The following is a 14,377-nucleotide window of genomic DNA, read 5'->3' on the forward strand; positions in this document are numbered from 1 at the left end:
TTAGGAGCTATCAAAATAATATGATCGGATTAAAGAAGAACATTTGGACGCTGTACATAACGCTTTTCGCAATTAGCGTCGGCTTGTTTTCTTTATTTGGTCATTATCACTACGAATCCACCCTCGATAAATACAAAGACAAACAGCTCTTACAATTGGAGCTGTTTGCTTCATCGGTCGATTCACTCTTTAAAGCACAAGAAACCCTTCTTGAAGTTGTCGGTCATCAGCTTGTTGAGCAAAATGACTTCACGCGCACCGCCTCCCTTCAGATGCGTCCGCTGCTAGACAATCTTATGAGTATCCACCCAGCAATCGCTGCATTTGGTTTAACAAACCCTCAAGGAGATTACCTTGCAATAAGCTCCAACTTAGATTTGCAAAAACTAAAGAACCTCAATCAAAATCCGCAAACCAAAGACACATTCATTGCCGCACTTGAATCTAATCATATGGTCGTTGGACGCACGTATTTTATGCCTGCTCTCGATTCATTGGTGATCCCAATTAGAAAAGCAATTCGTGATAAACAGGGACGAGTCACTGCTGTAATGACGGCAGGCTTCAAAATGAATTCTTCCTTGGTCTTTAGAAATGATATTCATGCCAACGAGCACAATCGCGTTTCCCTAGTACGTGAAGATGGCTACTTAACGTTTACATCCGCAGAGCAGGCGACGGTTTACAGTTATAACCATCCTGCTGATGGCCATAAAAAATCAATCGTTTTTGAGCAAGTAGACAAAAAATATGGCTGGAGCCGAGATACTGTCAAGTCACTAGCGAGCGCGGTAAATATTGTTGCAGATGATCCTAGAATCAATCAACTCGTGACGTTAAAGTATTTGCCTGACTATAAACTTTGGGCTTCTTCATCTACTGATCTCAGATATATCCAAAGTGGATTCTTTGAGCAATTCGCTCTTTATTCCATCGTATTCATTTTCATTCAAGCTGGTTTTTATGCGCTCGTCCGCTCCATTGCGAACAACGAATTGGCGACGCGAGAGAAACTCTTATATCAAGCGCACCATGACCACCTCACTCTCCTGCCCAATCGTGAATATTTGCGAACCCACATCGGTCGCTGGCTAGGAGGGGCTTCCAACCCTTTTACTCTGATGTTTATTGATGTCGATAACTTTAAATCGGTCAACGACACACACGGCCATGAATTTGGCGACGAAGTGTTAAAACAAATCGCTCAGCGCCTAAAAACGTTTGAAGCGGAAGGACGATTGATTATCCGAGAAGCCAGTGATGAGTTCATCCTTCTTGTCAATCTCGTAGATAAAGCCAGCATCAATACGCTTGCTAGCGATCTCATCGCTTATTTATCCGAACCTTACATTGTTAAAGACAACCAATTCTTACTCAGTTGCAGCATTGGTATTGCACTTTACCCATCCCATGGCAACAACCTAGATGCACTGCTTCGCTCAGCCGATATTGCGATGTACCAAGCGAAAAAAGAGCGAAACACCTACAGCTTGTTTGACCAACAGATGCATGTAAAGCACTTGCACAAAATGCGCATCGAACAGCGTTTAAGACTAGCCATCGAGAGACAAAGCCTGTTTATGGTTTATCAGCCTCAACTGAACGTAAATGGGCAGGTTTATGGCGTGGAAGCGTTGATTCGCTGGCAAGACGAAGAGCTTGGTTTTGTATCACCCAATGAATTTATTCCTTTGGCCGAAAGCTCTGGTTTAATGGTTCGCCTGGGAGAGTTGATAATAGAAAAAAGCCTTATTGATATGGCGAGGTTGATGGCAACTTCACACCAACCGATTCAAATGTCGATCAACATATCGGTCAAGCAATTTATTCAGGTGAACTTCGTCGACAATCTCCTTGCATCGATTGGAAAACATGGTGTTGACCAAAATCGAATTACGTTGGAGATAACCGAAAACTTATTCATTGAGGATTTAGACAAGTTCGCACCGATTTGCGAACGCTTACACCAATTAGGCTTTAAAATTTCACTAGATGACTTCGGTACGGGTTACTCTTCTTTGAGTATGCTGAAAGCCCTTCCAATTGATGAGGTAAAGATTGATAAAAGCTTTGTCGATAACATCGAAGAGGATGAAAAAGCCCTCAACATGGTGCAAAACATCATCGCCATTGGTAAGAATTTTGGTATGAAGGTCTTAGCGGAAGGTGTAGAAACAAAGCAACAACGTGATCAGCTTGCTGTTTGTGGTTGCGACCTAATCCAAGGCTACTTCTATTCCAAACCACTGCTTTTTGAGGCGTTGATAGAATTTGCACAACAAAGCAGCAATGAAAAAGCCGTCGCAGAATAACAACGGCTTGTTTTCATTATTCCGTTAGTGTCATCGTAAACCAGCGAAAAATATGCCTTCGAATGCTTACTTTTGCATTTCTTTATACATCACTTCGACGAGCTCACCTTTCGGATCGCCAGACAGCTCCCAAGTAAAAATACCGCCGAGTTTTGCTTGTTTAGCCCAATCTGCTTTGGCTTTAATTGAACGCTGATCTTCAAACGAAATAAAAACTTTCTTATCTGGATTCCACAAATAAGGAGCTTGTGATTGCTCGTCATATTTGTATTCGTAACCTTGTTTAGCACTGTAGTTCTTCATCAAATCCCAGAACATGAAATAGCCATTCTCACCAGTACCAAACTGCGCACCTTGTTCTGAAACCAAATCCTGTGTTGGCAAATCACCGGAGAAGTCTTTAGTCCCTTGCCAGCCGCGTCCATAGAAAGCAGCACCAATCACCAACTTCTCACTAGGGATACCCAGTTCAATCATCTGGTTAATGAAAACATCTGCGCCCATGCCCCACCAGCTGCGTTCGGTAGCGTGCAAGTTAGTCGTATGTCCAGTTTGTTGACCCCAACCACCTAGGAAGTCGTAAGTCATTGCGAACATATTCGTTAGGTAAGGTTGTGCCGCTTTCCAATCAATGCCTGCCGCTTTTGAACCAACGCCCACTGCCGTAGAAAGCTCATATTCGCGTTTTGTTTGTTTCGCTAATGCATCTAAGTCACCACGCATGGTTTTTACAAGATAAGTGAATGCATCACGTTCTAACGCTTTCTGCTCATCGGTCAGTTTGGTATCAGGGTTCCAAGGCGATGTGGTTAAACCGCCGCCACCTGGGTATTCCCAGTCAAGATCGATCCCATCGAAGAAATCGTATTGAGCAATTAACTCGACGGCCGTTTTTGAGAACTGATCCATCGCTTGCTTGTTCTTCGCCATTGCGTGAAACGGTTCAGACATGGTCCAGCCACCAAAAGAAGGCAGAATTGTTAAATCAGGATATTGCTTCTTAAGCTCGGCGAGTTGAGCAAAATGCCCCTTGTAAGGCACTTTGACAGAAACTGGGCCAAAATCTTTCTCAAGCGCGGCTTCGGTATCAACAAGAATCGCGGTGTAAGGTTCTTTGCCTTCACATTGTTTGGCAACGAGCTTTTGAACCGTTTCCGACGCGCCCGTATGAGGACCACACATGCTTAAAAATGCGTAAATAATATGGGTAAGGTTGTCCGCTGGGATGTCTTTCACTGTGTATGGGTTATCAGCATTCGCGTATTGCCAATCAGCGAAGTAGCCTGCAACGACCTTTTGCTCAGCTTGAGCAACCCCAGTTAACCCCGTAAATAGTGCAACTGCGAGAAGTGTTTTTTTCATGGTTTCCTCCAGAGTAATCAATTCCAAATTACTCCTGAGGAATATTTTTAACTTGCAAACGAAATCAGGCTGCGAGTGATCTATAAATCCTCGCAGCCTGATTACATAAGTTGCATATTATTTGTGCTAAACCTCTGATGCTTCGCTATCGTGCATTTGCTCATCTAAGTTCAAAACGGTAAGTGCGTTACTCACACTCGTCGCGATAACATCAATAACTCCAGTTCTCAATGCTCCTAGTAGCGCAAGAGGTTTACTGTTTTCTGCAGCAATGGCGATGACTTCAGCAATGGGGCGGAATTCATCAATCCCTAAACCTATCACTCGATCGCTCATGACAGTGTTTGCCACGTTCCCATGAATATCAAAGAAATCATATCCAGCAAAGTCTCCGACAACACCTTGCATCAATCGTGATTGCACGACTTCATCTGGAGTAAACCAACCAAGGTCAACCATGTAACTGTTTTCACTCATATCGCCGATGCCTACCAAAGCGACATCAGCTTTACGTGCAAGATCTAGCGTTTGTTTGACCGTCGCGTTTTGCATAAACGCAACTTTTTGCTCTCGGTTTTCTGCATAAGCTGGTGCGTACAAGGTTTCAGAAGTGCCACCGTATTTCTTCGCAAACTGTCGGCAAATATGGTCGGCGTTAAACATACCACCACGCGGGTGAATACCACCGATGCCACACACGAATTTACAATCTCGCGGGGTAATTACACCAACGTGATGTGCGACAGAAGACACGTTTCGCCCCTGCCCTACAGACACCACCATGCCATTTTTGAGCGTGCTGGTTAAATAGTTAGAAACCAAGCCCGAAACCTGCAATCGTTGTGCTTCTTCATTCGGCTGGTCGAGCGCAACCAATGCTCGCTTAACACCAAATCGTTCAATTAGACGTTGTTCAATTTTGGCGCTAAATACTGGGTGATACTTTACGGTAATTTCGACAATGCCTTCATCACGTGCCTGCTTTAGCATTCGGCCAACTTTGGCACGTGAAATCGCGAATTTTTTTGATATTTCTTCTTGCGTCGCACCATCCTGATAATAAGCAACGGAGATCTCCGTCAACAAGTCTGTGCTTTCAATAGAAATATCTTGGTTAGAACTGCTCATGGTTTTCTCGCCCTTTTAGAGGATCGACATTGTATGCGGTAGTGAGCATCTGCTCATTGACTTAGCATATGTTACCTAGCAATTTTAACGTTACATTTGCTCACTGCAATAACATTTTCTCAGTAGCGATTTATCACTTTTAGATGACTGTTCAAGCCTTGAACAATAAGAGCAAACGTTTAATTCGTTCAACGACTAAACATCCAAGAAAAAAACGTTGATGAAGTTCACTATAAGTCAGCTTCTACGATTGACTTTCAGCATGGATAGGATAAATATGGACACATCATTTACTCAGCTACCGATCATATGTTCAGAGCAAATGTTCGGTACCGAAATTTTCCGTAGTTGGTTGAGCAGATGTCTCGTTAATTATGATGAGACGATTGGCCGACTCGCTTGCAAATGCACAAGCTGTGGTTCAGATAACCACACTTAAGCCCATTTATATAGGATGATCGATTATGAGCAACAAGTTAGAGCAACTTCGTAAACTAACGACTGTAGTAGCGGACACTGGTGAAATTGACGCAATCAAAAAGTACCAACCAGAAGATGCAACAACTAACCCATCTCTTATCCTAAAAGCGGCTCAAATCGAAGAGTACGCGCCTCTGATCGATGCTTCTATCGAGTACGCAAAAGCGCAAAGCAATGATAAAGCGCAACAAGTTCAAGACACTTGTGACATGCTTGCTGTAAACATCGGTAAAGAAATTCTGACAACGATTCCAGGTCGAATCTCAACAGAAGTAGACGCTCGTCTTTCTTACGATACAGAAGGCAGCGTGGCTAAAGCTCGCCAACTTGTGAAAATGTACAACGATGCAGGCATCACTAACGATCGCATCCTAATCAAACTAGCTTCTACTTGGGAAGGTATTCGTGCTGCTGAAATCCTAGAGAAAGAAGGCATCAACTGTAACCTAACACTTCTATTCTCATTCGCACAGGCTCGCGCATGTGCTGAAGCTGGCGTATTCCTAATCTCTCCATTCGTTGGTCGTATCATGGACTGGTACAAAGCGAAAGAAGGTCGTGACTTCGAAGCATCTGAAGATCCAGGCGTAATCTCAGTAACTGACATCTACAACTACTACAAAGAGCACGGCTACAACACGGTTGTTATGGGCGCAAGTTTCCGTAACATCGGCGAGATCCTAGAACTTGCTGGTTGTGACCGTCTAACTATCGCTCCTGCTCTTCTAGCTGAACTAGAAGCGGCTGAAGGTGAAGTCGTTGAGAAGTTGGTTGACTCTAAGGGCTCGAAAGAACGCCCAGCGCCAATGACTCATGCTGAGTTCTTATGGGAGCACAACCTAGACGCTATGGCAGTTGAGAAAGTTGCAGAAGGTATCCGCAACTTCGCCGTTGACCAAGGCAAACTAGAAGACATGATCGCAGCTAAGCTGTAATCACACAGAATTAAAAAAGGGGAACGTTTGCGTTCCCCTTTCAATTTCCAATTCCAATATTGAAAGACTGGTAGTTATTATGGACCGTAAAAATCTAGCTAATGCTATTCGTGCACTAAGCATGGATGGTGTACAACAAGCAAACTCTGGCCACCCAGGCGCACCTATGGGTATGGCTGACATCGCTGAAGTACTTTGGCGCTCTCACCTGAACCACAACCCATCGAACCCAGAGTGGGCTGATCGTGACCGTTTCGTGCTATCTAACGGTCACGGCTCTATGCTGATCTACTCTCTACTGCACTTAGCAGGCTACGAGTTGTCTATCGATGATCTTAAGAACTTCCGTCAGCTTCACTCTAAAACTCCTGGTCACCCAGAGTACGGCTACGCACCAGGTATCGAGACAACAACTGGTCCTCTAGGTCAAGGCATCACTAACGCAGTTGGTATGGCGATGGCTGAGAAAGCGCTAGCGGCACAGTTTAATAAAGAAGGCCACGACATCGTTGATCACTTCACTTACGTGTTCATGGGCGACGGCTGTCTAATGGAAGGTATCTCGCATGAGGCATGTTCTCTTGCTGGTACGCTAGGCCTAGGTAAACTGATCGCATTCTGGGATGACAACGGCATCTCTATCGACGGTCACGTTGAAGGTTGGTTCTCTGACGACACGCCTAAGCGTTTTGAATCTTACGGCTGGCACGTTATCCCAGCAGTAGATGGTCACGATGCTGAAGCAATCAATGCTGCTATTGAAGCGGCAAAAGCAGATCCTCGCCCTACGCTGATCTGTACTAAAACCATCATCGGTTTTGGTTCACCAAATAAATCTGGTTCGCACGACTGTCATGGTGCACCACTAGGCGCTGAAGAAATTGCAGCGACACGTAAACAACTTGGTTGGGAGCACGGTCCTTTTGAAATTCCGTCGGAAGTCTACGCAGAGTGGGATGCGAAAGAAGCAGGCGCAGCTAAGGAAGCAGCGTGGAACGAGAAACTTTCTGCTTATGAAGCAGCATACCCCGAGTTGGCGGCTGAGTTTAAGAGACGAGTAAACAGCGACCTACCAGCGGAATGGGAAGAGAAAGCAAACGCAATCATTGCTGATCTTCAAGCTAACCCAGCGAACATCGCATCACGTAAAGCATCTCAAAACGCACTAGAAGCGTTTGGTCAAATGCTTCCAGAATTCATGGGTGGCTCAGCTGACCTAGCGCCTTCTAACCTAACCATGTGGTCAGGTTCTAAATCTCTAGAAGCAAGCGACTTCTCTGGTAACTACATTCACTACGGTGTACGTGAATTCGGTATGACAGCGGTCATGAACGGTATCGCACTACACGGCGGTTTTGTTCCTTACGGCGCAACGTTCCTAATGTTTATGGAATACGCTCGTAACGCAATGCGTATGGCTGCTCTGATGAAAATTCAGAACATCCAAGTTTACACGCACGACTCTATCGGTCTTGGCGAAGATGGTCCAACTCACCAACCAGTTGAGCAAATTGCATCTCTACGCCTAACGCCAAACATGAGCACATGGCGCCCATGTGACCAAGTTGAGTCTGCGGTAGCTTGGAAACTTGCGATTGAACGTAAAGATGGTCCGTCGGCTCTTATTTTCTCTCGTCAAAACCTAGCGCAACAAGAACGTACAGCTGAGCAAGTTGCAGATATCGCGAAAGGTGGTTACATCCTGAAAGACAGCGATGGCAAACCTGAGCTGATCCTTATTGCGACAGGTTCTGAAGTTGAACTAGCAGTGAAAGCAGCTGAGCAACTAACGGCTGAAGGTAAGAAAGTACGTGTTGTCTCAATGCCTGCGACAGACACCTTCGACAAGCAAGACGCGGCTTACCGTGAATCAGTACTGCCATCAGACGTAACAGCACGTATCGCTATTGAAGCGGGCATTGCTGACTTCTGGTACAAGTACGTTGGCTTCGATGGTCGTATCATCGGTATGACAAGCTTCGGTGAATCTGCACCAGCTGACCAGCTGTTCGAAATGTTTGGCTTTACTGTAGAAAACGCAGTAAACACAGCAAAAGAACTGCTAGCTTAATCGCTTAGTATTATCAGTTTTCTCTATTGCGAATGTGAAAACTGAAAAGCCCCGCTCTCTGCAGCGGGGCTTTATTTTATCTATCGATAACGAATCCTAAAGCATCTAATCCAAATTACTTCTCTTCAAACTGAATCGCAATTCGATAGAAGTCTTGTACTTGCTCTTTCAATTGTTGGCTGTTTTGCTCAACGGAGTGCGTCGCTGCTAAGTTCTGCTCTGCGGTAGAAGCAATCGAATGAATGTGCTGATTCACATCGCTAGATAACTGGAGCTGCTTATTCGCGGAATCAGCAACGTTGACCATTAATCCGCTCATGCTCTGCATCATTTGCTCAACTTCAGACAGGCGTAATGCGCTCTGTTCAGCGACCTGTGAGCAAGTGTCCGTTTGATCTTTATTGGCGATAATGTCTTTTTGCCAGCTTTGAATCGTTGCCAGCATCGCTTCAATGGAAGCTTGAATTTGATCCGTCGCATTGGAAGTCCGTCCTGAAAGGGCTCTCACCTCGTCAGCAACGACGGCAAATCCACGTCCTTGTTCACCCGCTCTTGCTGCTTCAATGGCTGCATTCAACGCAAGTAAGTTAGTTTGGTCAGCAATCCCGCCAATCTCTTCCATCAATTGGCTTACCTTCTGAGCTTGGTCACTCAACTGATAAGTGGTCTCCGTGGCTTTTTCTGCTTGTAAGCTCAACTGTGACAAATTGATATGAGTTTGATCGATGGTTTCTTTCACCATTAGACAAGACTTCAGTGTGTCATCGATCAATAGATGCGCGTCATGGGTGCTCGATGACACTGAATTGGCAGACGCTTCCATCGAATCCGCCGCATCGCGAACTTCATGAATGTCTTTATTTTGCTGTGTCAATGCTGTGAGTACTTCTGCCGTAGTATGACTCAGCTCTTCTGCGCAATTTTGTAATGGCATTGCTGAATCGGTCATTCGACCAAGTACCGTACGAATACGAGCCGACAGCATTTTGATATGAAAATCAGCGATAGAAAACGGCTTATTACCTGAATACACCAAACGACTTACACTGTCGTATTGCAACTGAAGTTTCTTAAACTGTTGTGGCGTATCAATGAGTTCTTGACGGAAAAGCAATGCCAGGACCCCTGCAGGCAGTAATGACGCCAGCCAAGCTAGAGGACCATCTAGAGCTAAAGCGAAGCTCGTCATTGGCGCAACAAGTGCACCTAAAAGAATGCCATAACGCAGTGTTTCATTGAGCTTTAACGACCAAGTTCTGCCAGACTTCTCTGCTTTCAACAGCCCCTGATACGCTTTAGCCGCAATATCTACCCATTCTCGCTTAGGTTTCACTCGAACCGATTGGTAACCTACAACTTCGTGTCCTTCATAGATTGGCGTTACATAGGCATCCACCCAATAATAACCGCCTGACTTAGTTTTGTTTTTCACAATACCTCGCCAAGCTTTTCCTTGTTTCAAACGTGTCCACATATCGCCGAATGCCGCTTTAGGCATATCACTATGGCGTACAATGTTATGGTTTTGACCGAGTAATTCTTCAGAGGTGTATTCAGCAATTCGGCAAAACGCATCGTTGCAATAAGTGATCACACCTTTTAAGTTTGTGGTAGAAACCAATTCATCGGTTTCTGAGAAGAGCGTTTCTTGAGCTTTGAGAGAAGATTCGGCTGACATAGATAGACTTCTATAATTATTATTAATTGCGACAGGTTGTATACACGAATGTTGTTTTTATTACAAAATGCTAGAGAAAAAATCTTACCGATGCGACATTTCAAGCCTAAAAAACTTACTTAGATAACAATAATTAACCAGCAAATCTAAACAATGTGAACTTCTAGACAAAAAAGACCCGGTTATAATGACCGGGTCTTATAAATTTCTATTAACGGTTACGCAGCTTGAGACTGAGTATCGTTATTCGCTTTAAGCACGAACACCACCATCACGAAAATAACGAACGGAAGTACATATAGGTTTAGATTTTGCCATCCCACCGTCGACTCCAACCAACCAGAGAGCAATGCAGTAATCGTCACGCAACTGAATACAAAGAACTCATTGAATGCCTGAGCTTTGCTTTTGTTCTTAGCCTCATAACTTTGGCTAAATAAGCTTGTTGCGGCGATAAACATAAAATTCCAGCCAACCCCAAGTAAAATCAACGCCGTGCTGAAGTGCCAGATTGAAAGGCCATGCATGTTGATCGCAATACACGCAATAAACAAAACGCCACCAGCTAATATCAACTTCTTAGCCCCAAACTTCTCAATCAAACTTCCGGTGAAGAAAGCCGGCACAAACATGCCTAATACGTGCCATTCAATAACACCTGCCGCTCTCGTGAAATCGAAACCACAACCAATCATCGCAAGTGGTGTCGCGGTCATAAGAATGTTCATTACTGCATAAGCCACCATGGCTGCCATCACGGCAATCATGAAGTTTGGCTTTCTAATGATCGCAGTAATTGAATCAGGCTTAGTATCAATTGACTGTGCGTGAGCCGGAGGGAACTGAATAGTTTGTAGCAATATTAAGGCCGTAACATAGAGCACAATCAAAACAGCAAAAGCACTGATATAGAGCCCGCCATCCGACCATTGTTGTGAATAAACCGCTAAGTTTGGTCCTAATACAGCCGCCAATACGCCACCAGCCATCGATATAGAAATTGCTCTATGCCTTGCAGATTCATTACATACTTCAATGGCAGCGAACCGATATAAAGTGCCAAAACCGATGCCAATACCCAACAAAAAGGTAGCAGTACAAAAAAGAGTGAAGTTTTGTTGTGACAATGCGTAAGTCGCCAACGAAGCACCAAGAATACCAATGACGTTACCGAGGCTAAAACCCAGTCGTCGTCCCAGTTTCCCCATAATTAAAGAAGCGGGAATCGTTGCTAACATTAACCCTAAAAATTGCAACGCGACAGGTAGAGTAATCATGCTTGATGACGGGGCAATTTGTTTACCGATCAGGGCAATAACTGAAATCAGTAAGATGTTTCCTGTCATGAGCAAAGCTTGGCAAAGTGACAGTAACCAGACGTTTCTGTTCATCTCATTCCTTGAGTAATTCTAATCTATGCAAATACAGTAGCGGATTTGGTCCATAAATACATGAGATAGTTGCATACGGTTAAGTACAATGAACGCGCAATTATGACAACCAATAACTCCAAAGCGCTCAGAAATGAAAAAAGCCAGCGCTGTGCTGGCTTTCATTCATTTCAAGCTTATTGGCTTATTTTGCTCGACGAGCTTTAATAGAGTCTGATAGCTGGCGTAGAACCGTCTCAGTATCTTCCCAACCAATACAAGCATCGGTAATCGATTGGCCATAATTTGCGACCTTACCATCCACAAGATCCTGACGACCTTCAACAAGATGCGATTCAATCATCACACCGAAGATCGCGTCTTCACCACCAGCGATCTGTTCTGATACATCATCAGAAACCAACATCTGACGTTTGAACTGCTTAGAACTGTTGGCGTGGCTAAAATCAATCATCACTTTCTTAGGTAGACCCGCAGCATCCAGTTCATCCTTAATTTGAGCAACGTGCGCCGCGCTATAATTCGGCTCTTTACCACCACGGAGAATGATATGACAGTCTGGGTTACCTGCTGTTTCTACGATTGCAGAATGGCCGTATTTAGTAACAGATAAGAAGTGGTGAGAAGCGCTTGCTGAGCGAATCGCATCGCTCGCGATCTTGATGTTGCCATCTGTACCATTCTTAAAGCCAACAGGGCAAGACAGGCCAGAAGCAAGTTCACGGTGAACCTGAGACTCTGTCGTTCGCGCACCAATCGCACCCCAGCTGATAAGATCCGCAACGTATTGTGGCGTGATCATATCAAGGAATTCGCTCGCGGTCGGTAAGCCCATATCGGTCAGATCAAGAAGAAGCTTACGACCAATGCGTAATCCGTCATTTAACTTAAATGTGTCGTCTAAGTACGGGTCGTTAATAAGTCCTTTCCAACCTACCGTTGTACGTGGTTTCTCAAAGTAAACACGCATCACGATTTCTAGTTGGTCGCCGAGCTCATCACGCAATACTTTTAACTTTTTACCGTACTCTACCGCCGCTTCAGGGTCATGAATTGAACAAGGGCCAACAATGACAAGTAAACGGTCGTCTTTGCCTTCCAGAATGTTGTGAATGGCATTTCGGCATTCAAAAGTAGTCGAAGAAGCAGTTTCAGTTGCCGGAAATTTTTCTAATACTGCAACGGGTGGCAATAGCTCTTTTACTTTATTAATTCTTACATCATCAGTTTGAAACATTACTTCTACTTCCTAGTTACTATCCCTGACCCACTATTTTGACCCAACTTTACTCAGTGCAACATTGTTCACAAAGCAAGCAATAACAAGGGCTGTAGGCTCATTTAATTGTGTCGATGGAAGTAACTTATCGACTTCACAGTAGACTTGCAATCACTTTTTCTAAAAAAATGCAAATTAACACCTAACGTTCATTTCAAAACACAGCGTACATTTAAGTTTACGAAAAAAGTTCAATAAAATTAGTTATTTTCTTAAAAATTTAAAAATCTTGTCTACAATGTAAGAAATATCAGAAGTTTGTGAGGGAGTTCGCGACTAAAAGTGTAGCAAGATCTAAGATATTGTTGCTTGATGTTAAATTAAATGACTATTAAACTAATTTCTTATAACTACCTAGTTTTACTCAAATTGTTAAAACAAAGTAGAAGTTAATATGCAATCAATACAAGGAAACATTATGAACAAAGTAGCAATTGCAGTAGCAGCAGTGGTAGCTGGTGGTTTAATGAGCTCTGCTCATGCTGAGATGTATATCGGGGGCAAAGTAGGCATGACTACTTTAGATGATGCTTGTTATCTAAACAGCCCTTGTGATGATGATGCTTTCGGTGCCGGAATGCACATCGGTTACGATTTCACCGATATCATTGCACTTGAGTATGGCGTTGATTACTTGGGTGACTACAAAGCTAACTTCAAGTCAGGGGCTAATGCTGTAGATACTATCGACGGCGATCTATGGGCACTAACACTTGCACCTAAATTCAACTGGCATCTAAACGACACGTGGAACCTATTCGCGAAAGTTGGTGGTGCTTACATGATTTCTGGTGACGAAAAAGACATCGTGCCTACAGGTTCACTTGGTGCTGAATACACCATTGACCGTAACTGGAGCGTTCGTGCGGAATACCAACGCTACCAAGACATCTCAGACGACGTTCTAGATGATATGGATGCTAACTTCTTCGGCATCGGTGTTAACTACAAATTCGCAGCAGCACCAGTTGTAGCGGCAGTAGTAACAGAAGAGGTGATGGAAGAAGAACCAGTAATGATGACGAAGACGCACCAAGAAGAGTACGGTACAGGTACGTTTGAATTCGACAGTGCAACACTGACTGATTCAGTGTCTGAGCGTCTAGATAACTTCGTTAATTTCTTGAACGAATACCCACAAGCTCAAGTTGAAATTACTGGTTACACAGATAGCTCTGGTCCAGCAGCTTACAACCAAAAACTGTCTGAGCGTCGTGCTCAAGCGGTTGCTGATTACCTAATCGCAGCAGGTATCGATGCAGATCGCTTCACAGTAACTGGTATGGGTGAAGAAGATCCAGTAGCTGACAACAGTACTCATGAAGGTCGCGAACAGAACCGTCGTGTTGTGGTACATGTACCTGAGTTCCAATACGAAGAACTGTCTCAACCTGAATAAGAGTTCCTACTCTGATTTAGTCTAAGGGATGCTTCGGCATCCCTTTTTACTTGCTTCAATTCCTCGCTTTATGCGTCTCATGTTAACGACATTAATCAGGCACCACATAGCTCTCTAGCCTTAACCATTTCCACAACTTAACGCTTAGATCTTATCCAAGCGACACACTCAAACCATTTTAAAACCTTCTTCTTGAACAGCTTTGCCGCCTGAACAACTCAAGACTTAAACAACCCTAAACACTCTTTATCTCTCACCTCGATTCCAAACGAACTTATACTGTCAAGACGGTCTAGAGCTTTCTTTTCGATATTCTTTTTTTAGGTTCTATTGACCTTTCGG

At 44.0% G+C, this 14,377-nt stretch carries 9 protein-coding genes; 4 read left to right on the forward strand and 5 right to left on the reverse strand.

Going from position 1 to position 14,377, the window contains the following annotated elements:
• The first annotated feature begins 20 nt into the window (after window positions 1-20).
• The gene (locus BCT11_RS19265; RefSeq protein WP_102389010.1) at window positions 21-2,312 is read left to right on the forward strand and encodes an EAL domain-containing protein; all 2,292 of its coding nucleotides are present in this window, start codon (window positions 21-23) and stop codon (window positions 2,310-2,312) included.
• 66 nt (window positions 2,313-2,378) lie between these two features.
• Here BCT11_RS19265 and BCT11_RS19270 read toward each other — a convergent pair whose 3' ends face one another.
• Both BCT11_RS19270 and BCT11_RS19275 read right to left on the reverse strand, forming a co-directional pair.
• Window positions 2,379-3,674, reverse strand: coding sequence for a glycoside hydrolase family 18 protein (locus BCT11_RS19270; protein ID WP_102389011.1), 1,296 nt, complete (start codon window positions 3,672-3,674; stop codon window positions 2,379-2,381).
• Window positions 3,675-3,800: 126 nt separating this feature from the next.
• The gene (locus BCT11_RS19275; RefSeq protein ID WP_038873779.1) at window positions 3,801-4,802 is read right to left on the reverse strand and encodes a sugar-binding transcriptional regulator; all 1,002 of its coding nucleotides are present in this window, start codon (window positions 4,800-4,802) and stop codon (window positions 3,801-3,803) included.
• A 464-nt stretch (window positions 4,803-5,266) separates the two neighbouring features.
• Here BCT11_RS19275 and tal point away from each other — a divergent pair, with 464 nt between their 5' ends.
• The gene (gene tal / locus BCT11_RS19285) at window positions 5,267-6,217 is read left to right on the forward strand and encodes a transaldolase (RefSeq protein WP_038873776.1); all 951 of its coding nucleotides are present in this window, start codon (window positions 5,267-5,269) and stop codon (window positions 6,215-6,217) included.
• 79 nt (window positions 6,218-6,296) lie between these two features.
• The gene (tkt, locus tag BCT11_RS19290) at window positions 6,297-8,288 is read left to right on the forward strand and encodes a transketolase (RefSeq protein WP_102389012.1); all 1,992 of its coding nucleotides are present in this window, start codon (window positions 6,297-6,299) and stop codon (window positions 8,286-8,288) included.
• Window positions 8,289-8,403: 115 nt separating this feature from the next.
• Here the strand turns inward: tkt and BCT11_RS19295 are convergent, their stop codons facing one another.
• The 3 genes from BCT11_RS19295 to aroG all read right to left on the reverse strand — a co-directional run bounded on the left by BCT11_RS19295 (window position 8,404) and on the right by aroG (window position 12,594).
• On the reverse strand, window positions 8,404-9,966 hold the full coding sequence (locus BCT11_RS19295) for a PAS domain-containing methyl-accepting chemotaxis protein (protein WP_102389013.1): 1,563 nt from the start codon (window positions 9,964-9,966) through the stop codon (window positions 8,404-8,406).
• A gap of 218 nt (window positions 9,967-10,184) precedes the next feature.
• The gene (locus tag BCT11_RS19300) at window positions 10,185-11,357 is read right to left on the reverse strand and encodes an MFS transporter (protein WP_102389014.1); all 1,173 of its coding nucleotides are present in this window, start codon (window positions 11,355-11,357) and stop codon (window positions 10,185-10,187) included.
• Window positions 11,358-11,541: 184 nt separating this feature from the next.
• Window positions 11,542-12,594 (reverse strand): 3-deoxy-7-phosphoheptulonate synthase AroG, encoded by a 1,053-nt coding sequence (gene aroG, locus BCT11_RS19305; protein WP_038865345.1) that lies wholly within the window; start codon window positions 12,592-12,594, stop codon window positions 11,542-11,544.
• 460 nt (window positions 12,595-13,054) lie between these two features.
• On the opposite strand from aroG, the gene BCT11_RS19310 reads away from it, so the two are divergent.
• Complete coding sequence (locus tag BCT11_RS19310; protein WP_038865343.1) at window positions 13,055-14,035, forward strand: OmpA family protein; 981 nt, start codon at window positions 13,055-13,057, stop codon at window positions 14,033-14,035.
• The last annotated feature ends 342 nt before the right edge of the window (window positions 14,036-14,377 follow it).

The sequence above is a fragment of the Vibrio sp. 10N.222.52.B12 genome (assembly GCF_002875385.1).
In the GTDB taxonomy this organism is placed as follows: Bacteria; Pseudomonadota; Gammaproteobacteria; order Enterobacterales; family Vibrionaceae; genus Vibrio; species Vibrio jasicida.